The 21,658-nt window shown below is 63.1% G+C and carries 23 protein-coding genes and 1 pseudogene; 17 read left to right on the top strand and 7 right to left on the bottom strand.

The features are described 5' to 3' along the window. Positions 1-300: 300 nt before the first annotated feature. The 5 genes and pseudogenes from V1280_RS24615 to V1280_RS24595 all read right to left on the bottom strand — a co-directional run. Positions 301-480, bottom strand: a complete 180-nt coding sequence (locus tag V1280_RS24615; RefSeq protein WP_334530024.1) for a hypothetical protein — start codon at positions 478-480, stop codon at positions 301-303. Between the two features lie 110 nt (positions 481-590). Further along, positions 591-1,037, bottom strand: a complete 447-nt coding sequence (locus V1280_RS24610) for a hypothetical protein (protein ID WP_334530021.1) — start codon at positions 1,035-1,037, stop codon at positions 591-593. 196 nt (positions 1,038-1,233) lie between these two features. Then, positions 1,234-1,662 (bottom strand): hypothetical protein, encoded by a 429-nt coding sequence (locus tag V1280_RS24605; RefSeq protein WP_334530018.1) that lies wholly within the window; start codon positions 1,660-1,662, stop codon positions 1,234-1,236. 125 nt (positions 1,663-1,787) lie between these two features. Continuing rightward, a complete protein-coding gene (locus V1280_RS24600) occupies positions 1,788-2,576 on the bottom strand; it encodes an SDR family NAD(P)-dependent oxidoreductase (protein WP_334530015.1) in 789 nt (262 codons plus the stop codon). 363 nt (positions 2,577-2,939) lie between these two features. Then, positions 2,940-3,380: pseudogene (locus tag V1280_RS24595) on the bottom strand (PAS domain-containing protein); the annotation flags it as partial. Positions 3,381-3,697: 317 nt separating this feature from the next. Between V1280_RS24595 and V1280_RS24590 the strand changes: the two are divergent. The 7 genes from V1280_RS24590 to V1280_RS24560 all read left to right on the top strand — a co-directional run bounded on the left by V1280_RS24590 (position 3,698) and on the right by V1280_RS24560 (position 7,132). Further along, positions 3,698-4,063: a nuclear transport factor 2 family protein gene (locus V1280_RS24590; protein ID WP_334530012.1), complete on the top strand. Its 366-nt coding sequence runs from the start codon at positions 3,698-3,700 to the stop codon at positions 4,061-4,063. Between the two features lie 103 nt (positions 4,064-4,166). Beyond that, entirely contained in the window at positions 4,167-4,574 is a 408-nt protein-coding gene (locus V1280_RS24585; RefSeq protein WP_334530009.1) for a YciI family protein, read from the top strand. A 61-nt stretch (positions 4,575-4,635) separates the two neighbouring features. Next, positions 4,636-4,998 (top strand): hypothetical protein, encoded by a 363-nt coding sequence (locus V1280_RS24580; protein ID WP_334530006.1) that lies wholly within the window; start codon positions 4,636-4,638, stop codon positions 4,996-4,998. A gap of 91 nt (positions 4,999-5,089) precedes the next feature. Continuing rightward, the gene (locus V1280_RS24575) at positions 5,090-5,842 is read left to right on the top strand and encodes a TetR/AcrR family transcriptional regulator (protein WP_334530003.1); all 753 of its coding nucleotides are present in this window, start codon (positions 5,090-5,092) and stop codon (positions 5,840-5,842) included. A gap of 119 nt (positions 5,843-5,961) precedes the next feature. Further along, on the top strand, positions 5,962-6,453 hold the full coding sequence (locus tag V1280_RS24570; RefSeq protein WP_334530000.1) for a DUF2852 domain-containing protein: 492 nt from the start codon (positions 5,962-5,964) through the stop codon (positions 6,451-6,453). Between the two features lie 184 nt (positions 6,454-6,637). Then, on the top strand, positions 6,638-6,808 hold the full coding sequence (locus tag V1280_RS24565; RefSeq protein WP_334529997.1) for a hypothetical protein: 171 nt from the start codon (positions 6,638-6,640) through the stop codon (positions 6,806-6,808). Between the two features lie 66 nt (positions 6,809-6,874). Continuing rightward, positions 6,875-7,132, top strand: a complete 258-nt coding sequence (locus tag V1280_RS24560; protein ID WP_334529994.1) for a hypothetical protein — start codon at positions 6,875-6,877, stop codon at positions 7,130-7,132. Positions 7,133-7,253: 121 nt separating this feature from the next. On the opposite strand, the gene V1280_RS24555 is transcribed toward V1280_RS24560, so the two are convergent. Further along, complete coding sequence (locus V1280_RS24555; protein WP_334529991.1) at positions 7,254-8,417, bottom strand: acyl-CoA desaturase; 1,164 nt, start codon at positions 8,415-8,417, stop codon at positions 7,254-7,256. A gap of 307 nt (positions 8,418-8,724) precedes the next feature. Between V1280_RS24555 and V1280_RS24550 the strand changes: the two genes are divergently transcribed. Beyond that, complete coding sequence (locus tag V1280_RS24550) at positions 8,725-9,489, top strand: serine O-acetyltransferase (protein WP_334529986.1); 765 nt, start codon at positions 8,725-8,727, stop codon at positions 9,487-9,489. Positions 9,490-9,526: 37 nt separating this feature from the next. Further along, positions 9,527-10,237: an SDR family NAD(P)-dependent oxidoreductase gene (locus V1280_RS24545; RefSeq protein ID WP_334529983.1), complete on the top strand. Its 711-nt coding sequence runs from the start codon at positions 9,527-9,529 to the stop codon at positions 10,235-10,237. 93 nt (positions 10,238-10,330) lie between these two features. Here V1280_RS24545 and ggt read toward each other — a convergent pair whose 3' ends face one another. Next, positions 10,331-12,037 (bottom strand): gamma-glutamyltransferase, encoded by a 1,707-nt coding sequence (ggt, locus tag V1280_RS24540; protein WP_334538404.1) that lies wholly within the window; start codon positions 12,035-12,037, stop codon positions 10,331-10,333. Between the two features lie 511 nt (positions 12,038-12,548). Here ggt and tolQ point away from each other — a divergent pair. From tolQ to ybgF, 8 genes are all read left to right on the top strand, one after another. After that, complete coding sequence (tolQ, locus tag V1280_RS24535; protein ID WP_334529980.1) at positions 12,549-13,265, top strand: protein TolQ; 717 nt, start codon at positions 12,549-12,551, stop codon at positions 13,263-13,265. A 43-nt stretch (positions 13,266-13,308) separates the two neighbouring features. Further along, on the top strand, positions 13,309-13,761 hold the full coding sequence (gene tolR, locus V1280_RS24530) for a protein TolR (protein WP_148772006.1): 453 nt from the start codon (positions 13,309-13,311) through the stop codon (positions 13,759-13,761). A 4-nt stretch (positions 13,762-13,765) separates the two neighbouring features. Beyond that, complete coding sequence (locus V1280_RS24525) at positions 13,766-14,725, top strand: protein TolA (protein WP_334529975.1); 960 nt, start codon at positions 13,766-13,768, stop codon at positions 14,723-14,725. 42 nt (positions 14,726-14,767) lie between these two features. Next, entirely contained in the window at positions 14,768-16,120 is a 1,353-nt protein-coding gene (tolB, locus tag V1280_RS24520; RefSeq protein ID WP_334538403.1) for a Tol-Pal system beta propeller repeat protein TolB, read from the top strand. A 247-nt stretch (positions 16,121-16,367) separates the two neighbouring features. Then, positions 16,368-18,695 (top strand): putative bifunctional diguanylate cyclase/phosphodiesterase, encoded by a 2,328-nt coding sequence (locus V1280_RS24515; RefSeq protein ID WP_334529972.1) that lies wholly within the window; start codon positions 16,368-16,370, stop codon positions 18,693-18,695. Positions 18,696-18,854: 159 nt separating this feature from the next. Then, on the top strand, positions 18,855-19,601 hold the full coding sequence (locus V1280_RS24510) for an N-acyl amino acid synthase FeeM domain-containing protein (protein ID WP_334529969.1): 747 nt from the start codon (positions 18,855-18,857) through the stop codon (positions 19,599-19,601). A gap of 277 nt (positions 19,602-19,878) precedes the next feature. Further along, on the top strand, positions 19,879-20,367 hold the full coding sequence (pal, locus tag V1280_RS24505; protein WP_148772002.1) for a peptidoglycan-associated lipoprotein Pal: 489 nt from the start codon (positions 19,879-19,881) through the stop codon (positions 20,365-20,367). 185 nt (positions 20,368-20,552) lie between these two features. After that, entirely contained in the window at positions 20,553-21,596 is a 1,044-nt protein-coding gene (ybgF, locus tag V1280_RS24500) for a tol-pal system protein YbgF (RefSeq protein ID WP_334529966.1), read from the top strand. The last annotated feature ends 62 nt before the right edge of the window (positions 21,597-21,658 follow it).

The raw sequence follows: 21,658 nt of genomic DNA, 5'->3' as shown, positions 1-21,658 counted from the left end.
GGGAAAACGACGTCGCCGGCATGGCCGAAAGGAGATTCGTGCGCCCGATTCACTTTGCGAGAACCGCACGAGCGCCTTTGTGACATGAAGCGAATTGCATCGCACAACAACTGGCGCAAGATTAGGCTGTGAAATTTGCGCCAGAATCGCTAACTTTATTCACAATACTTACAAATTGGGGCGGGCGTGACTTGGAAGGGAGCGACCGATGGCGGCGGCGCTACAAATCAATTTTGCTCTTTGGGGAATGCTGATCTGCGCCAGCGTGAAGCTCGCGCCGATCGTGCAGATCGTTTTCCACTAGAGGAATAGCCAGTTCGCGACGGCCACGGCTCCCTGTGCGAGCACGTAGAACCAGCCGACCGTTGCGACTGCGCTCGTGATCAGGAACGACAGGGTGATGACCTGATCGCTTCCTTTCCGCGAAAATGATGACTGAGCTTGCGAACCGGCATGTCCGTCGGTGCTGATGCTGGTCATGAATCCCCTGCGGACATCGGTGTCGCTTCGTTCACTGTATGCCAGATCAACTTGGCCGTGGTGTGACGCGGTTCACACTGTTTATGGTTGTCGACGCATGACGCCATGCATCAGCTGATGAACAGCGCAATCAGCATGAAGCTCATGCCCACCACGACGAGCATGGGAACAATAAAGTAGCGCTGACGTGAGGGCCGTCGCGGCAATGGCCTTCGTCGTCGCGGCGTCTCGCTCGCGTGCGACTCGCTCACCAGAGACACGGGCTCCGACGGTGCGAGCGAGACCTTGGCGTCCGAGCCGATGTACTTCACGTAGAGCTCGAGAAGCCGCAGTTCCGACGTCAGGTCGATCAGGCCCTCGCGGTCGCGCCGCGACAGCTCCTCGAATTCGAGGGTTTCTTCGAGCTCAACGGGCCGAGGACGATCCGTCCCTGATCCGACAGGCGGTAGCGAAAATCGATGGACTCCATATGCGTACCATTTGAAAATGACCGATCTCGAAAAAGTGGAACCACCATATTCCGCAGTCGCTGCCGAGATATGACGGTCCGCAGCCATCGCGAGCCGGGTAGGCCTCGGTCTGGCCTGCATCATCATAAGCGACAGGGAAAAGCTGGAAACCGTGTAAATTGTGCACGCGTTGCGAAGCACTTAGGCGGATTTGTTTCCGGCAGGGCCGAATTCGCCGGGATCTGCCTAATCGCCGAACAGCGGAGGATTCATCGCGGTCACATCCCCGCCTGCAATCGAATTGTCATCGACAGCGCGGATAGATCGCGGCGAGGTCTCGCCCCTTCAGCAAAAGCAACCGCGAGGTGAGGCCGCCACGGCGGCTGATCCAGTCGCGAACGGGGCCCGGATAGGCCGCAAGCACGGCTTCGGATGCTTCCGGCTCGGCATAGAAGCGTCCGCGCCGGTCGACCGAACGCGCGGCATGGAAACCGAGCACAGCACGTTTGGTGACGCAGATGCGCTCGCCCGGTACGATGCTGAGCACCAGCGTGCAGGCGGACAGGCAGGGACCGTCGATCACCACGCGGTCGCCGCTCTCGCGCACTTTCTCGAACAGATCGAGGAACGGCCCGACCTGTCCGCCGGGGCTCTGGATGATGCGGATCTCGGCTCTGGCCGGGACGGAACCGAGAAAAGCTATCGATATAACGAACAGGGCGAGGCGTCGCATGGCGTCTCCACAAACTCGATCCCGTAGGGTGGGCAAAGGTGCGCTAGTGCCGTGCCCACCATTGTCGCCTCGAATCGTTCAGATGGTGGGCACGCTACGCTTTGCCCACCCTACGAGATTTGTGCCTACCCGTTCCGCCGTTCGCCGCGCAGCGTCGGCAAGCCGATGCCGGCCGCATCGAAGCCGCCATCGACGGCCAAAATTTGGCCGGTGATGTAGCTTGCGCGCTCCGAGCACAGGAAGAAGATCGCTTCCGCAAGTTCCTCCTCCAGGCCGTAGCGGTTGAGCGGGATGGCGTCGTGATAGTCGGCGCGGATCTCCCTGGTGTGCACCTGCTTCGCCATCGCGGTGTCGACCGGCCCTGGTGCGACCGCATTGACGCGGATGTTGAGCGACGCGAGTTCGACCGCGAGCTGCTTGGTGAGGTGCGCAAGCCCGGCCTTGCTGGTGCCGTAGGCCGAGCGCAGCGTCGAGGCGCGCACGGCCGAGATCGAGGTGATGTTGACGATGGCGCCGCCACCCTGCTCGCGCATCAGCGGCGCGGCCGCCTTGGTGCAGAGGAACGGGCCGGTGAGGTTGACCGCCATGATCCTGTTCCAGTCGGCATCGCTGGTCTCCAGCACGGGCGCGAACATGGCGACGCCGGCATTGTTGACCAGCGCATCGAGCCGGCCGAAGCGCTGCTCGATCGTCTTCATCGCGGCGCCGACCGCGGTCGCGTCCGAGACGTCGCAAGTCAGCGCCAGCGTCGTGTCGCCTTGGTCGATCTCCGCTGCCGCGCCGCCGAGCAATTCGCCTTCGATGTCGAGCAGCGCCACGCGCCAGCCCTCGGCCACGAATTTTCTGGCCGTCGCCAGCCCGATCCCGCGCGCGGCGCCGGTGACGAGGGCAACTTTTTGCGGGGCTTGCGGCATTGGTTGATCTGTCCTGTCTCGAAAAAGGGGCGCGTGCTCCTTTTACTGTGCTTTCCTCTCGGCGAGGAAGAGCCTGGTGAGGGCAGGTTGATCTGCGAGCATAGTGCCGGAACCGTCACCCTGAGGTGGCCGCGTAGCGGCCCTCGAAGGGCGACGGCCCGGCTGCATCCGGGCCGATTCATCCTGAGGCTCACCGTGCTTTGCACGGTGAGCCTCAGGATGACGGAGATGGAGTAAATGAGCCGAGAAAGCTTACGACAGTTCCGCAGATGCCCGCTGCATGTTCGCCGACATGTCCGCGGTCACCGCGCTCTGCTCCTCGGCCGCGGCGGCGGTGGTGGCGATGAACTCGTTGACGACGGCGACGGCCTGGGCGCGGCTGATCGCGGCGAGCTTGCCGGCTTCCTCCATGCTCCGCATCTTGTAGGCCGTGATGTCGGTGGCGAACTTGATGAAGCTGATCACCTTGCCGCTCTCGTCGAGCAGCGGCGCGTAGGAGGCGTGGACCCAGACTTCCTTGCCGTTCTTGCCGTAGCGCCTGTATTGCGTGGTCTGGAACTCGCCGCGGTTCAGGCTGGCCCAGAAATCACGATAGCGGGCGCTCTCGCGCTCGGCAGGGCTCACGAAGATACTGTGATGCTTGCCCTTGATCTCCGCGAGCGAATAGCCGCTCATCTTCAGCAGATTTTCGTTGGCATCGAGAATGGTACCGTCGAGGCCGAACTCGATCACCGCCTGCGACCGGTCGAGCGCCTCGACCTCAGCGACCGCGTGCCGGGTCTTGCTGCTCTGGAAATTGAACAATTGATGCTCCGTAATGTTCTGTCGGCGAATCGGCGGCATCAACGGCCCGCCCCTAAGCGGAAAAGTTGCACGGGCTTCTTGAACAATTGTAAACCCTTGCAGAGAACTGCGCAGGCTCCGTAGCTTCACTTGCAGGGACCACGTCACTCAATGCACGAGCGTTCTCGATTCATATGCACGGCGGAGTTCACAGCTCGGCCGTATTTGTACGGAAGCGCGTCGGATGATTTTTCGCGTCGTGTTGTCGCAGTGTGGGCGATGTCGGCGCGGTCGGGCTTGAACCGTCTTCCATGGGACGCTTGCCGAGGAGGCGATCGATGTCCGATGACCATGAGCGCGTGATCCGGAACCTGTTTGCCGCCTATCTCGCCAATGACCGGCAACAGGTGAGCAATTCGCTCGCCGACGACTTCCGCTTCACCAGCCCGTTCGATGACGATCTCGACAAGGCGACCTATTTCGAGCGCTGCTGGAGGGACACCGGCTGGATCGCCCGCCACGATATCGAGCGCGTCTTCGTCATCGGCGACGAGGCCTTCGTTACCTATCGTTGCCTGGCAAGAGATGGCAGGAGCTTTCGCAACACCGAGTTCTTCACCTTCGCCGCCGCCAAGGTCCGCCGCATCGAGGTCTATTTCGGTGCCGCCTTCCAGGACGGCCGGTTCGTGCCGCAGCCGCGTTAGGGTTGCGCAATAACCTCCAAAACAATTTTCAAACCCGTGTCGGTTCCGTAAAAGGGCGTTCGTCTTATTAGGTAAGTACGGACAGCGAAGACAAGGACCCCGCATGCGATTCATGATGCTGATGATCCCGCTCGGCTACGAGACCGCGCCGGCGGACGTGCAACTCGATCCTGAACGCGTTGCGGCGATGATGCGCTACAACGAGGCGCTGAAGGATGCCGGCGTGCTGATCACGCTGGACGGCCTGCATCCGCCGTCGACGGGCGCCCGCGTCTCGTTTGCGACCGGTGTGCCCATCGTGACCGACGGTCCCTTCGCTGAAGCCAAGGAAGTGCTGGGCGGCTACTGGATGATCGAGGTCGGCTCGCGTGCTGAGGCGATTGCCTGGGCGAAGAAGTGCCCGGCCTCGGCCAACGAGGTCATCGAGATTCGTCAGGTGCAGGAGATGGCCGACTTTTCGCCGGAAGTGCAGGAGGCTGCCGCCGGCTTTGGTGATCTGAAGAAGAAATGACCACGGCGGCCGCGGATAAATTCGTGGCCCTCGTCTATCCATCAACGAAGGGAGAGAACCGATGAGCACCGATACCTACCTTGCCGTTTTCCTCGGCAGCAAGAACAGCCCGAAATGGACCGCATGGCACGCGATGTCCGAGGCGGAGCGCAAGGCGAAGGAGCAGGAGGGCATGGCTGCCTGGAAGGCTTGGGTCGAGAAGCACCAGGGCGCGATCCAGGCGATGGGCGGCCCGCTCGGCAAGACCAAGAAGGTCGACGCCGCCGGCATCGCCGACATCACCAACGAGCTGGGCGCCTTCACCGTGGTCCGCGCCGCGTCGCACGAGGCCGCCGCGAAGATGTTCGAGAACCACCCGCACTTCGCGATCTTCCCCGGCGAGCGCGTCGAGATCATGCCGGTACTGCCGATCCCGGGTGGCTAGGGCTGCCGCCCGGACTTGCGGGAAATACGGGTTCATCAAATCCGGACCGTGCTAGTGACCTTCACGCCCGGCTCATGTAAAAGCCGTTCACATGAGCTGGCGCAAGGAAGAGCGCCGCGCCGAGCGCGGCTATCACCACGGCAATCTGAAGGAAGCCCTGTTGCAGGCTGCCCTCGGCCTGATCGCCGAGAAGGGCGCGGCCGGCTTCACCTTTGCCGATGCCGCGCGCATGGCCGGTGTCAGCGCGGCGGCGCCTTACCGGCATTTTCGCGACCGTGACGAGCTGTTGTCCTCGATCGCCCAACGCGGTTTTGAGCAGTTCGAAGCGCGTCTCACGGCAGCCTGGGATGACGGCCGCCCCGACACCGTCACCGCGTTCGAGCGTGTCGGCCGGGCCTATCTCGCCTTCGCCCGCGAGGAGCCGGCGTTCTACAATGCGATGTTCGAATCCGGCCTGCCGGTCGATGCCAATGCGGCGCTCCAGGCCGCAAGCGAGCGCGCTTTTAACGTCATTCGCGCTGCCGCAGAGCGCCTGGCGGCGCTCGCCCCACCCGGTGCGCCGCGTCCGCCGGCGATGATGATGGCGCTGCATATCTGGTCGATGGCGCATGGCGTCGCCTCCCTGTTCTCGCGCGGGGATGCCGCGCGGCGAAAACTGCCGATGTCGCCGGATGAGCTGTTGGAGGCCGAGGTGCTGATCTATCTGCGCGGCCTCGGCTTCCCGACCGAGCGCAGGCCGCAGGCGAAAAGCGCCGAGCCGCCGCCGGTGCCGCCGGAGGCTCCCTCCGGTTCCGGCGTTCCGCCGGGCGGGCCTCCAGCCGGTCCCTGGGGCAAGCCGAAATAAAGTTGCGCAAATAATTCCGCGACCCTGTCAGGCCGCCAGCTTGACAAAATCGCGGGATGGTCTAGCTATGTAAATGTTATTTACATTCACAACGGCAGATGCCGTGATGGAGAAGGGAAATGGCCTACACCGCTGATGTCAATCGCTGGCGCGGCCCCTCGGACCAGCAGCAACAGTACGAGCGGCCCCACATGCTCGACACGCCATGGCATCCCGGCTGGATTGCCGTGACCATTCTCGGCTTCATCATCTGGTGGCCGATCGGACTTGCCCTACTCTTTTTCACACTCGGGAGCAGAAGAATGTCGTGCTGGAGCAACCAGGATCGCTGGCAGAGCAAGATGGAGCGGATGCAGTACAAGATGGACCGCATGCGCGGCCGCATGGAGCGCCGTGGTTTCGGCTTCGGCTTCGGCCCGCCGTCCTCCGGCAACCGCGCCTTCGACGAATACCGCACCGAGACGCTGCAGCGGCTCGAGGAGGAGCAGGTCGAATTCAAGAACTTCCTCGACCGTCTGCGCCACGCCAAAGACAAGGAAGAGTTCGACCAGTTCATGGCCCAGCACAAGACGCGTCCGACCCCGCCGCCGGCCGACCAGCCACAGGGCTGATACCTCTCAAAGCCTTCAGGCGCATGCCCCCAAAGTCCTGATGGCCCCGAGCCGCCCGCTTGCGCACCCCGCAGGCGGGCGGTTTGGTTTTTGGGAGTAGTGAGAACCAACTGCCGACGATCCGACACTAAGACTTTGCGTACGGCGCGCTTTGGCTGGCGCTGACGTCTGGGTCAAACGCGTCATGGACCTCTATACCCGCCTGTTGCTCGGCGTGACCGCCTTCGCGGTGCTCGGCTATATCAGCTTCGTCTATGGCAGCTGCGCGGGCGATCCCGACTGCCATGTCCGCACCTGCGGCCGTCAGCTGTGCGGTGTCGTCTACAACCATCCTCAGGACCGCCCGGCGCCATAGAATCCGCGTCCCGGCAGGCGCGACTAAACCCCCGCCAGCGCCTCTCGCGCGCCAACGGGTTCGACCATGACCAACGCCGAACGCAACCAGATCAACCAGCGCATCGCGGCCCTCGAGCGCGCCAGCGCACTGTTCGGCCGGTTCGGCGGCTACGTTCCGCTGGTGATCGCATTTCTCAATCGATGGCCGACGCAGGTCGAGCTCTATCCGGACTGGCAGGTCGGCGAGTCCTGGAAGTTCTTTCTCGCCAGCTTTCTCTATTTTCTCGCCAGCCTCGCGCTCGACCGCGCCATTATTTTCGCGAAAGCGGACCTCGACCCATGATCGTGCTCCGCGATTTTGCGCTCTTCATCCTGCCCGCTCTCATCGCTGCGGGCGGCTGGCTCCATGCGCTCCGCCTGCGCAGGCAGACGGGGCCAAACCGCGTGCACGATGATCGCGAGCTTCAGCGCACTGTCACGAGCTGCGCACGGACCGACGTCAGGAAGTGTTCGTAGGCGTGGTCGACGATCTCGTTGAGTGATCGCGTTCGCGCGAACATCGCCCTGGCTTCCGTGAGAAACTCGTCGCGGGTCGGAATCTTCGGCAGATGCAGATGCGTCAGCGCATCGACGCCGTCATGGGCGCGATTGAGGATGTCGTGCAGCGTCGGCAGTTGCAACTGGGCCGGATCGGCCCGGTGCAGCGCCGACGAGATCGCGTGCGCGAGTTTTGGCGCATCGAACCGCCCGGCAAGCTCGCGGGCCGCGCGATTGATGACCCGCGCGCCGAGCGGCTGCTCGTTGCGCAGCACCTGCTCGGGCGGTGCCTTCATGTTCCAGACTACGCCGAACCAGGACAGGACCTTCAGGACGTAATAGGTCGGGTCGATCTCCCACCAGTAAAAGCCTTGGCGCACGCTGCTCTGGTAGGCGTGGTGATTGTTGTGCCAGCCTTCACCCATGGTGACCAACGCCAGCAGCCAGTTGTTGCGGGAATCGTCGCCCGTCACATAGCGCTTGCGTCCATGCACGTGGGCGAGGGAATTGATGCAGAAGGTCGCGTGATAGACCAGCACCGTGCTCCACAGGAAGCCGACGACCAGACCCGACCAGCCCGCCACCAGGAAGCAGAGCACCGCAAGCGTCACGGCCGGCAGAAGCTCCAGCCGATGCAGCCACATCAGCTCCGGATAGACTGCGAGATCGCCGACCTTCACGAGGTCGGTCGCATCGTGCTCCCGGTAGAAAATCCAGCCGAGATGGCTGTACAGGAAGCCGCGCTGACGCGGCGAATGCACGTCCAATTCGGTATCGGAATGCAGATGATGATGCCGATGCTTGGCCGCCCACCACAACACGCTCTTCTGCGCGGTGCTTTGCGCAAGCCAGGCGAGGATGAACTGGAACACCCGGCCGGTCGCAAAAGCCTTGTGCGAGAAATAGCGGTGGTAACCTGCCCCGATCGCAAACATGCGCACGACATACAGCGATCCGCAGATCGCGAGGGCCTGCCAGGTGACGCCTGACCAGATGGCCGCAACGCAGCCGAGATGGACCAGCACGAACGGCACGGCGGAGGGGTACATGATGTCGTCGTGTTGGTCGTCGGCGGGCGCGTTGGGCGACATGTCTTGGCGTGACCTTGGGTGAGCGGGCTTTGTTTCGGCAGCGCCGACGGGCGCCGGGTACGAAAAACCCGCGGATGGCGGACCACCGCGGGGCTTGAACGAGACGCTTTACGTGGGCATCCCCGGCCGACGCAAGGTCGGCCAAAGGTTCGATGGATTATATGGTTGCGGGTGCCTGGCTTGCAAGCTCGTAACCACACGGGGACCTGCGGCATGGTGCTCGGGGTGCTGCCGGTACGGCGTGGCGCGCGGCCGGGCCACGGCCTATATTCGATACGTGAGTGTTAAAATACCGGAGGCGGCGACGATGGCAGCTGCGACCGCGACCAACGACAGTCTCTGGCAGACGATACGCGACGAGGCGCGGCGCGCGATGGCGGCCGATCCTGTCTTTGGCAAATCCCTTGCCGATGCCGTCCTCGTCCATGACGATTTTGGCGCCGCGCTAGCCGATCTGATCGGGCGCAGGCTTGGTGATGATGTCACGGAACGTGCGCGTTTCACCGCCTTTGCCCTCGATGCCTTTCGCGGCTCTCCCGAATTGATCGAAGCGGCCGGCCGCGATTTGCGGGCCATCGTGCGCAGCGATCCAGCCATCGCCAGCCTGTTGGCGCCACTGCTGCATTTCAAGGGCTATGTCGCGCTGCAGGCCTGGCGCGTCTCGCACTGGCTCTGGCGTCACGACCATCGCGATGCAGCGTTGCTGTTTCAGAATGAGGCGTCGAACGTCCTGCAGGTCAGCATCCATCCGGCCGCGCAGATCGGCTCGTCCGTCTATCTCGACCACGCCACCGGCATCGTGATCGGCGCCAATGTCGTGATCGGCGACGAGGTCACGATCCTGCAGAACGTCAGCATCGGCCGCAGCAGTGAACTGCCGACGCGCTCACCGCGCATCGGGCGCGGTGTCTATATCGGCGCCGGCGCGACCATTCTCGGCGACATCAGCATCGGTGATTTCGCAAAAATCGGCGCCGGCACGGTCGTGACATCAGCTGTGCCCGGCGGCTGCACCGCGGTCGGCAATCCCGCGCGGCTGACCAACTGCCCCGAGCCGGCATCAGTGGCGTGATTCACCCATCATCAGCTTTCAATCTTCGGAGCATGCAATGAAGACGGCAATCGTGATCGGTGTCGGACCGGAGCGCGGCCTTGGCGCCCAGCTCTGCAAGCGTTTTGCGGCCCTAGGGCTCAAGGTGATCGTCGCGGGCCGGACGCAGTCGGCGTTGCAGGCGGTCGTGGATGACATCGCGAAGGCCGGCGGCGCGGCCGTTCCGTTCGTCGCCGACGCGACCAAGGAGAGCGACATCACCGCCTTGTTCGATGCTGCCGGTGAAGACCTCGACCTCGCGATCTACAACGCCGGTAACAACACGCCGGGAAAGATCATCGAGATGGACGCCGATTATTTCGAGAATGCCTGGCGCGTGGTCTGCTTCGGCGGCTTCCTGTTCGGCCGCGAGGCGGTCCGCCGCATGGTGCCGAAGAAAACCGGCACGCTGCTCTTCACCGGCGCCAGCGCCTCGCTGCGCGGACGCTCCGGCTACGGCGCGTTCAACTCGGCCAAATCAGGCGTGCGCACGCTGGCGCAGGCGATGGCCAAGGAATACGCAGGAGACGGCATCCATGTCGGCCATGTCGTGGTCGACGGCGCGATCGCCGGCGACAAGATCTTCTCGCGCTTTCCCGACGCCGCGGGCCGCGAGGACAGCCTGATCAGCATCGAGGGCATCGTCGATGCCTTCGCATTCCTCTACCGTCAGCCCGAGCGGGCTTGGTCGTTCGAGCTCGACGTGCGAACCTCGAAGGAGAAGTGGTGAATAGCGAATGGCGAGTGGGGAGTAGCGAATGTTAAGCAGAAATGGCGAATAGAGATTCTTTCAATTCGCCATTCGCTATTCGCGACTCGCCTCTCAATACCCCGCCGCCAGCCCGCTGTTGCGGCGCGGATCGTTGGCGCCGTAATAGCGGCTGTTGCCGACTTGCTTGCCGTCGAGCGACGGCGCGCCGACGATGATGACCGCGAGATGGTTCGCCGGTTGCGGCGGCCCGAACTTGTGGCCCATGCCCTCCAGAATCTTGCGCGTGTCCGGAGACAGGGCGTAGTTCTCGACATTGGTCAGGTCCGGCAACCATTGCTGGTGGATGCGCGGCATGTCGACGGCTTCCTGCGCGTCCATGCCGTAGTCGATCGCGTTGATCATCGTCTGCAGGACTGCCGTGATGATCCGGCTGCCGCCGGGGGTGCCCACCACCATGACAGTCTTGCCGTCCTTGGTGACGATGGTCGGGCTCATCGAGGATAGCGGCCGCTTTCCGGGAGCAATGGCGTTGGCCTCGCCCTGTACCAGGCCATACAGGTTCGGCACTCCGACCTTGGCCGTGAAGTCGTCCATTTCATCGTTCAGCAGCACGCCGGTCGTTGCCGCCGTCACCTTGGCTCCGAACCAGTCGTTCAGCGTGTACGTCACCGATACCGCGTTGCCGTCCTTGTCCGCGATTGAATAATGCGTCGTGTTGCTGCCCTCGTGCGGCGCGACGCCCGGCTTGATGTCCTTGGAGATTCCGGCCTTGTTCGGATCGATCACGGCGCGGATCTTGGCCGCATAGGCCTTGTCGAGCAGGCGATCGAGCGGATTCTTCACGAAGTCGGGATCACCGAGGTAGCTGTTACGGTCGACGTAAGCGTGCCGCATGGCTTCGATCTGCACGTGCACGGCCTGCGCGGAGTGATAGCCCAGCTCCTTCAGCGGATAGCCCTCCAGGATATTCAGGATCTCGCAGATGATAACGCCGCCCGAGCTCGGCGGCGGCGCGGAGACCACGTGATAGCCGCGATAATCGCATTCGACGGGCGCGAGCTCGCGCGTTTTGTAACTGTTGAGGTCGTCTTGCGTCAGCAGCCCTTTGCCGGCCTGGCTTGACGCCACGATAGCGCTGCCGACCCAGCCTTTGTAGAAGCCGTCAGTGCCCTTGCTGCTGATCTCGCGCAGGGTTTTCGCCAGTTCGGATTGCACGAGCCTGTCGCCAACGCTGAACGGCTGGCCATTGTTGAGAAATATGGCGCTCGATGCCGGATCGTCCTTGAAATCGTCGGTTGCCGTGCGCAGCAGGTCGATGTCGCCTTGGTCGAGCACAAATCCCTGTTCGGCGAGCTGGATTGCGGGGGCAAGGAGGTCGGCGCGTTTCATCGTGCCGTACTTTTCGCGCGCATATTCCATGCCCGAGACTGATCCTGGCACACCTACGGCCAGATGGCCCTTGGTCGAGATGCCCTTGATGACGTTGCCGTCCTTGTCGAGATACATGTTGGCGGTCGCAGCCTTTGGCGCCGTCTCGCGGAAATCGAGGAACGTCTTGCGGCCGTCGGCAAGCTGGATCGTCATGAAGCCGCCACCACCGAGATTGCCGGCTGCCGGATAGGCCACTGCAAGGGCATAACCGACGGCCACGGCGGCATCGACGGCGTTGCCGCCGCGCTTGAGCACATCGACGCCTACCTGCGTCGCCAGATGCTGCGCGGACACGACCATGCCGTTTTCCGCCGGGATCGGTGCGACTGAGGCCGCGCGTGCAGAGCTGAATGTAACGAGGCTGACCGATACGATCGCGGCGGTCATCCACCGCAGGCTTGTTCCCGCATTCTGCACGGCGTGCTCCCTTGGCGAGGCCGTCTGTCCCGGCCCTTGTTGGTTTATGCAAGTGCAGCCTATCAGGCGGAGTCTGTCGGGCAAATCAGTGCGGGGGAGGGAACCGACCGTGTTCCGGGGCCGCACCTTCCCACCCCCGGTAACGCCACGCGACACCATGTCTCGCACCCGGGACGTCCCCCATCTCCCTGAGCTGCCTGCCTTTCCCGCAGCCAAATTCGCCCCCGGTAACCCGGCATTAACCATCGCCGGGCTCTGGTAATGATGGACAATCGCGCCCGGAGCTGTCGTCGAGGCCCTTAGTTTTGACATCTTGGCAGGGAATGCAGGCGGCGGCTTTGGACGAGCCCCTGCACCCCAGAAAGACAAGGCTTTGAGCGGGCTTGCCGGCCGCGCCGGTTGTAGCGCGGCTTGTTGGGGAACCGGCAGCCATTTGGCTCGCCGGGACATAGATAACGATCGCCTTGAGAGGATACTGCTGATGAATCCGGCCGAAATGGCTCAGTCCGCCCTTCCGGTTGCCGCCTCCGCCGACGTGTCGCTGATCGCGCTGTTCTGGCAGGCTCACTGGATCGTGAAATGCGTCATGCTGGGCCTGCTGTCCTGCTCGGTCTGGGTCTGGGCCATCGCGATCGACAAGATTTTCCTCTACGCCCGCACCCGCCGCTCGATGGACCGCTTCGAGCAGGCGTTCTGGTCCGGCGAGTCGATCGAGGATCTCTATCGCACGCTCTCGGCCAAGCCGACCCATTCCATGGCCGCCTGTTTCGTCGCCGCGATGCGCGAATGGAAGCGCTCTTTCGAGAGCCACGCCCGCTCGGTCGCGGGCCTGCAGATGCGCATCGACAAGGTCATGAACGTCTCGATCTCCCGCGAGGTTGAGCGGCTGGAACGCCGGCTCCTGGTGCTCGCGACCGTCGGCTCCGCCGGCCCCTTTGTCGGCCTGTTCGGCACGGTCTGGGGCATCATGTCGAGCTTCCAGTCGATCGCGGCGTCGAAAAATACCTCTCTGGCGGTGGTGGCACCGGGCATCGCGGAAGCGCTGTTTGCGACCGCGGTCGGCCTTATCGCCGCCATTCCTGCCACTATTTTCTACAATAAGTTCACTTCCGAGGTGAACCGGCAGGCCCAGCGGCTCGAGGGCTTCGCTGATGAATTTTCAGCCATTTTGTCCCGTCAGATCGACGAGCGGGGCTGACGGACGGCATGTATAGTGTGAAGGCGAGATTGGGCACCAAGCCATGGGCATGAACGCAGCCAGTTCGTCCGGAGGCGGCGGCCGCCGCAGCCGGCGCAAGCCGGTCATGGCCGAGATCAACGTCACGCCGATGGTCGACGTGATGCTGGTGCTGCTCATCATCTTCATGGTGTCGGCGCCGCTTTTGACCGTGGGCGTGCCGCTCGACCTGCCGCAGACCCAGGCCAAGAGCCTTGAGACGAACGATCAGAAGCCGATCCAGATGTCGGTCGACATCAAGGGCAAGGTGTTCATCAACGATACCGAGATTGCGCTGAACGAGCTGATCCCGAAGCTGAAGGCGATCACGGACGCGCGCGGCGGGCTCGAGGAGCGTATCTATCTGCGCGCCGACAAGAAGGCGGATTACGGCACCGTGGCCAAGGTGATGGGCCAGTTGTCGGGCGCGGGCTTCAAGAAGCTGGCGCTCGTCACGGAAGCGGATCAGGGGTCTTAAGGCCGTGAAGGTGAACGTCGACAAGACACTCGTTGCGTCGATTGTCCTCCACGTCCTCGTGCTTGGATGGGGGTTGCTCACCTTTAGCAGCAGCGCTTTCGCACCGGCGGAAGAGTCGCTTCCGATCGACATCATCTCCAGCGATCAGCTCGCGCAAATCACCAACGGGCAGAAGACCGGCAAGAAGGAAGAGCCGAAGCCCAAGGTCGAGAAGATCGCCGAGGCCAAGCCCGAGGAAGATGCCGTCGGCAAGGTCACCGAGAAGAAAGAACTGATCAAGACCAATTCGACGCCGGAGCCGCCGCCAAAACCCGTCGAGAAGCCGGTCGAGAAGAAGCCCGAGCCGCCGAAACCCGTTGCCGAGGCCAAACCGAAGGACGAGCCGAAGCCGGAAGAAAAGAAGCCTGATCCGGCCAAGGAAGATCCGATCGCCGAGCTCCAGAAGAAACTGGAGACCAAAAAGCCGCCGCCCAAGCCGCCGCAGCCCAAGGCAGCGGCGGTGCAGCCGCAGCAGCAGCCGAAGCCCAAGGAGCGCACCTTCGATCCCGCGCAGATTGCTCGCGACCTCGACAAGCGCGAATCGACGCGGCACGACCTCACGGGGGCAGCGCTGAACGCGTCGGCTTCGCTTGGGTCGACAACCGGAACCGCCAACACCAACGTCGCGACCTGGCGAGGCGCGTTCATGACGGCGGTCAGACGTTGCTTCAACTCCACGTACAACGGGCAGGACGCCGATCAGTATGCGGCTGACATCGACATTCCCATGAAGATCGATGGAACGCTGGCGTCAGAGCCGATCATCGTCGCGGTGAGGGGACCGTCGCGATCGATTGCCCAGGCCATTGCCGAAAGCGCCAAGCGTGCCATCGTGCAGTGTCAGGTCTATTCGTTCTTGCCGAAGCAGCAGTACGAAACCTGGAAGAAAATCGAGACGACTTTCACCCTCAACGATACGCTGTGACATCCGAACAAAAAGAATTTTTCGATGAATGACGTTCGATCGATGAACCGCCGCCGCTTCATGACCCTGACCGGATCGACGCTCGCGATGCTCGGGGGCGGTCAGGCCTTCGCCCAGGCCCAGCAGGGCGGTCGTCTCCGCATCGACCCCACCGAATTTCGGCCGATTCCGATCGCGATCACCAATTTCGTGCCGGGGTCGCCAGCCGACGGCGACGTCGGCAACGGCGTCACGCAGGTGATCACCAACAATCTGAAACGCTCGGGCTTGTTCTCCCCGATCGACCAGGCCGCCTTCATCGAGCGCATCAGCAATATCGACGTCGCGCCGCAATTCGAGAGCTGGAAGACCCTCAACGCGCAGGCCCTCGTCACCGGCCGCATGACGCGGCAGCCGGACGGTCGCCTCAAGGCGGAATTCCGCCTGTGGGACGTCGTCACCGGCCAGCAGCTCGCCGGCCAGCAATATTTCACCTCGCCGGAATATTGGCGGCGGATCGCCCACATCATCTCCGACCAGATCTATGAGAAGATGACCGGCGAAAAGGGCTATTTCGACAGCCGCGTCGTGTTCGTCGACGAGACCGGGCCGAAGGAGCACCGCGTCAAGCGGCTCGCGATGATGGACCAGGATGGCGCCAATGTGCGCTATCTGACCCGCGGCGCCGACCTCGTGCTGACGCCTCGCTTCTCGCCGAACTCGCAAGAGATCACCTACATGGAATTCGGGCAGGGCGATCCGAAGGTCTATCTCTTCAACATCGAGACCGGCCAGCGCGAGATCGTCGGCAATTTCCCCGGCATGACCTTTGCGCCGCGCTTCTCGCCGGACGGCCAGCGCGTCATCATGAGCCTGCAGCAGGGCGGCAATTCCAACTTGTTCGTGATGGATTTGCGCTCGCGCTCGACCACGCGCCTCACCGACACGCCGGCGATCGACACGTCTCCGTCTTACTCACCGGACGGCACCCGCATCTGCTTCGAGTCCGACCGCGGCGGCAGGTCGCAGATCTATGTGATGGCGGCGGGCGGCGGACAGGCGCAGCGCATCTCTTTCTCGAAGGACGATAACAACGCCACCTATTCGACGCCGGTGTGGTCGCCGCGCGGTGATTACATCGCCTTCACCCGGCAGGGCGGTGGGCAGTTCTCGATCGGCGTCATGAAGCCGGACGGCTCCGGCGAGCGGCTCCTCACCTCCGGCTATCACAATGAGGGCCCGACCTTCTCGCCGAACGGCCGCGTGCTGATGTTCTTCCGCGATCCCGGCGGCAATGGCGGACCGTCGCTGTTCTCCGTCGACATCTCCGGCCGCAACGAGTTGAAGGTGCCGACGCCGGGCTTCGCCTCCGATCCGGCGTGGTCGCCGCTGCTGTCCGCGACCGCAGGCCAATAGGTCGACCGCGCGTTTGCAACGCGCGATGTTTTTTCGAAAAAAAAGCGCCGATTTTTCGGGTTTGTGCGTGCGCGGCAAGCTTTCCTTCACCTTGCGCCCGGCAAGGCTTGCCTAGTTGCTTGATATTTCAGCGGAAACAGTTTCGCTATTGCCGAAAAACAACTCGACTTTAACGATGTTCCCTCAGAAAGGCTTCATCTGGTGTGGGTAAAAGTACGCGCCAAACAGGACGCGCGTACAAACCAAAATGCAACTCGCAAGCCAGACAGGCGGGATCGATCAAAAACCCTCGAATCTTTCGGCGGCGCTGATCGATTCGCTGTTCGAAGCGTCCGGCCCGCTGTTCGCGGGTATCGTCTTCGTCGCCTTTGCGGCGGCTCTAACCGCGCTGAAGACTGGACAAACCCTGCTTTGGGCGTGCGTCCTGTTTCTCGTCGTTGCAGGCGCGATCAGGGTGTTCGATCTGCGGCGCTTCGACCCGCGCAAGTCGGCCTTCACGGCCGAAGATGCCGGCAAGTGGCAGAGGCGCTATCGAATCGGTGCGTTGATTCAGGCTGCCGCGATCGGCACATGGTGCTCGACCGCCTTATTGAGCAACGATGATGCCGTAGTCCACCTCATTGCTCTGTCCGTCACGACCGGGATCGTGGCCGGAGGAGCGGGAAGAGCTTATGGTCGGCCATCAATATTTCACCAGCAGGCCCTGCTTCAGTTCGGTCCTGCAGTGATCGCCTTGGCGGTACGCGGCACGCCTTACTACATCGCGATGGCGTTCGTCAGCGGCGCGTTTCTGCTGGCGATCATGCAACTTTCGGCCAATCTGCACAGAATATTCATGCGCGCGGTCGTGGCGCGTGAACGCGAAGCGGCGCTCGCCGGCCAATTCGATACCGCCTTGAATAACATGCCGCACGGTCTGTGCATGTTCCGCGTCGACAGACAGCTTGCGGTGATGAATCACCGGTTCGGCGAGATGCTGGACCTCCCCAACGATCTCGTTCGGGGTGGCACCACTGCGCGTGACATCCTGGCAGCGTGCGTCAGCTCCGGCTCCATATCGGCTGCAAGCGGCGAGATGATCATCGCCGGGATCGATCATTCGCAAGCGCAGGAGATCGTAACGGTCGATCCTGACGCAGTACGAAACCGGTCATTGTCCTGGACGGTCCAGCCGATGGCCGACGGCGGCGCAGTGCTGCTGCTCGAGGACGTGACCGAGCGACGGAATGCCGAGGCCAAGATCACCCATCTTGCCCGTTACGATGAATTGACGGCGCTCCCCAACCGCGTCCACTTCCGCAACGAGATCGAATCCCTGCTGGCGGCCTCGCGCCATTCCGACCGGCTCTCCGCGCTGCTGTTCGTCGACCTGGACCAGTTCAAGCAGGTCAACGACACGCTCGGCCATCCCTGCGGCGACCAGCTCCTCTGCGCGGTGGCCAACCGCCTGCGCGAGATGCTGCGGCCCGAGGATTTCGTCGCCCGCTTCGGCGGCGACGAGTTCGTCGTGTTCCAGCAGAACATCAACGCGGCCGAGGATGCCGCGAGCCTTGCCCGCCGTATCGTCGAGCGCCTGAGCGAGCGCTACCGGATCGACAATCACCTGGTCGAGATCGGCGCCAGCGTCGGCATCGCGCTGACCTCGCCGGAGGGCGTCAGCGCCGACACGCTGCTCAAGAACGCCGACATGGCGCTCTATCGTGCCAAGGCCGACGGCCGCGGCACCTTCTGCTTCTTCCGCGACGAGATGGCGGCCACCGTCGAGGCCCGCCGCATCCTCGAGCTCGACCTGCGCAAGGCGCTCGCCAACGAGGAATTCGAGCTGTTCTACCAGCCGCTGGTCAATCTGAAGTCCGGCAAGATCAGCACCTGCGAAGCGCTGCTGCGCTGGAATCATCCGGTGCGCGGCACGGTCTCGCCGGTCGACATCATCCCGGTCGCCGAGGACATGGGCCTGATCGTCGATCTCGGCCGCTGGATCCTGCGCCGCGCCTGCATGGAATGCATGAAGTGGCCGGAGGGCGTCAGCGTCGCCGTCAACTTCTCGCCGCAGCAATTCCACCAGCGCGACGTGCTGAGCGAGATCCGCTACGCGCTCGAGGTCTCGGGCCTGCCGGCGCACCGCCTCGAGATCGAGATCACGGAATCCTCGCTGCTGCGCAACACCCAGCTCACCCACGACATCCTGTCGCAGCTGCATGCGCTCGGCGTGCGCATCTCGCTGGACGATTTCGGCACCGGCTATTCGAGCCTCAGCTATCTGCACAACTTCCCGATGCAAAAGGTCAAGATCGACCGCTCCTTCCTCGAGGGCATCGACACTGACCGCCCGCTGACGCTGTTGCGCGGCGTGGCGCGGCTGTCGGCCGACCTCGGCATGGCGGTCGTAGTCGAAGGCATCGAGACCAACGAGCAGCTCGAGCTGGTCAGCGCCGACGGCACCGTCTCCGAAGGGCAGGGCTACCTGTTCAGCCGGCCCGTTCCGGCCGTCCGGATCCGTCAGTTGCTCAATGCTTCGCATGGCAGCCGCATGCAGGACCAGCTGATCCTGGTTTCCTCGCGATCACTCGCCTAGCTCCACACGACGCTGGAATCGCACGAAATACCGGGCGGATCCGTGCTTTTGCGGGCCCCGAAAGGTTAACCCTAACCCTCCTAAAGCTTTGCAATTATGTTAAGGAACCTTTAATCTTTCCGTACACGCGGAAGTTGACTAAGTGTTCAGGAGTTTCGGATGTCGCCTCAAACCGAGCAACGCAGGACGTCGCCGGTCCGCGGGGCGGCGCTGTTCGATCGCACCGACTACCGGCTGATCGAGACTCCCGAAGACAGAGATGCGGTCTATCACCTGCGCTACAAGGCTTATCTGAACGGCGGATTGATCTTGCCGTCAGAGAGTTGCCAGGTCCGCGATGTCTATGACGACGCGCCCAATGTCTGGATATTCGGCGTTTACATCGATGGAGAGTTGTGCAGTTCCGTTCGCATTCATCTGCTGACGCGGGAATGGCGCAGTTCCTATGCGACCGAATTGTATGGCGATGTTCTCCATACCCGCCTCGATCGAGGCGAGGTTTTTGTCGATCCGGCGCGGCTTGCCGCCGATCCCGTGAAGGCGAAGCGGCTTCCGGAGCTCCCCTATCTGACTCTGCGGTTGGCCTATCTGGCTTGCGAGTATTTCAATGCCGATACCGGCCTCGCGATGGTGCGTCCCGATCACCAGCCATTTTACCGCCGCGTGTTTTTGCATGAGCCCGTCGCCGAACCGCGCGCATTTCCGGGCTGGCATACGATGAAGACGTCGTTGATGGCGTCCGATTTCAAGAACCTCCGGGAAAAGGTGCTGACACGCTTTCCCATCATGCGCTCGAGCGCGTTCGAACGGCGGATGCTGTTCGATCGCAATAGTCAGCGCCAGGCCATGTCCCGGCCGGTGCTCGTTTCTGCGCCTCTCAGTCCTTCAGCCGTCACCCTGGGCTGACCGGCGCCGGTTCCGCCGCCTTGCGCATTGAGCCGCCCCCGGCAGGACCCTGGATAGGCCCAAAATTCCAACAGACCCGGCGTTTTTGCCGGGAAACGCGGCTTGCCTTCACCCTCGCGCCACATTTACAACCCATTAACCATGGCGGGTGCTTTTCGCTGGTTGGGGGCATTTGACCGGCTGAGGCAAGGTTCCGTCAAGGTTGACGGAACGTTCGCTTAACCAACCCCCTGTAGACCGGACAGCAGTGGACGAACGTGAGCGTGGAGGCTCCGGAATGAAATATCCTATGCGTATCCTCCAGGGATTGAAGCTGGCCGCGGTGGTTGCCATCGCACTGTCGATGGGCGCCTGCGCCAAGCAGAACGCGGGCCTGGATGCGAACGCGAGCGCGGCGACGCCGGGCAGCCAGCAGGACTTCGTGGTGAACGTGGGCGACCGCGTGTTCTTCGAGAGCGACCAGACTGATCTGACCCCGCAGGCGATCGTGACCCTCGAGAAGCAGGCGCAGTGGCTGCAGACCTATCCGCGCTATTCCTTCACCATCGAAGGTCACGCCGACGAGCGCGGCACCCGCGAATACAACATCGCGCTCGGCGCCCGCCGCGCCCAGTCGGTGCGCTCGTTCCTCGCCTCGCGCGGCATCGATGCGAACCGCATGCGCACGATCTCCTACGGCAAGGAGCGCCCGGTGGCCGTGTGTAACGACATCTCCTGCTGGTCGCAGAACCGTCGCGCTGTGACCGTGCTGAACGCGAGCTCCTGACATTTAGTCAGCCGCTGTTCATCTTCAGAAACCGATTATGCCGGCGCCCTCTCGGGCGCCGGTTTTCGTTTCAGCGATCTGTGACAGAAACCCCGTGGTGCCGGTCACATTTTTGGCGTACTGCCTTTCAAAGTGTGGCGCGTCGCATGTTCCGTCGCAGATTTCGTTTTCGTCGTCAGGGCAAGATGTCATCCAAATTCAAGGCAATTACCGGCACCGTGGCGATCGCCGCGCTGCTCTCCTTGTGCGCGCCCGTATTCGCCCAGTCGGACGATGATCCCGAGATGCGGATCGAGCGGCTGGAGAACCAGTTGCGCCAGCTCACCGGCCAGAACGAAGAGCTGCAATTTCGCAACCGCCAGCTCGAGGATCGCATCCGACAGCTCGAGGGTGGCGCGCAAGGCGCGGGTCCCGGCCAGGCTCCCAACGTCGCGGCCGTGCCGCCCGCTCAGGTCGTGCCTGGCTATCGCCAGCAGCCTCCGCAGCAGCAGGCCGCGCAGCCGAATTACGAGCAGCCGCAGATCGCTGCTCCCGCCCCAATCGTTCAGGAGCAGCCGGGTCCCGGCGCACCCGGCACGCGCCGCCGTGGCGATGCGTTCGACCCGAGCCAGACTCCGAATGCGCCTGGCGCGCCGCGCGCACTCGGTGGCGGTCAGCAACCGATGTCTGCGGGGGCTCAGGGCGGCGCGCCCGGTGGCCGCGCCCCCGGCGAACCGCTCGACCTCAACAACAATGGCGGCCGCTATCCGCAGGCCGCAGCGCCTGCGCAGCCGGGCTATCCGCCGGCTCAGCCAGGTTATCCGCCGCCGGCCGCCGGCGCCGGCGTCGCGACGCTGCCGCCCTCGGCGACGCCGCGCGACGAGTTCGATCTCGGCATCGGCTATATGCAGCGCAAGGACTATGCGCTTGCCGAGCAGACCATGAAGAGCTTTGCGGCGAAATATCCGAGCGACCCGCTGCTCGGGGACGCGCAATACTGGCTCGGCGAGAGCTATTTCCAGCGCCAGCAATATCGCGACTCGGCAGAGGCCTTCCTCGCCGTCACCACCAAATACGACAAATCGGCCAAGGCGCCGGATGCGCTGCTGCGGCTCGGCCAGTCGCTCGCCGCGCTGAAGGAGAAGGAAGCCGCCTGCGCCGCTTTCGGCGAGGTCGGCCGCAAATATCCGCGTGCATCCGCCGGCGTCAAAGCCGCGGTGGATCGCGAGCAGAAGCGGGTGAAGTGCTAGGGCATGATCCGGAAAAGTGTGCAGCGGTTTTCCGAAAAGATCATGCACCAAATAAAATCGCG

It is taken from the genome of Bradyrhizobium sp. AZCC 2230, assembly GCF_036924495.1.
Lineage (GTDB): Bacteria > Pseudomonadota > Alphaproteobacteria > Rhizobiales > Xanthobacteraceae > Bradyrhizobium > Bradyrhizobium rifense.
Note: the sequence above shows the minus strand (reverse complement) of the source record. Positions and strands in the feature narration are given on the sequence as shown.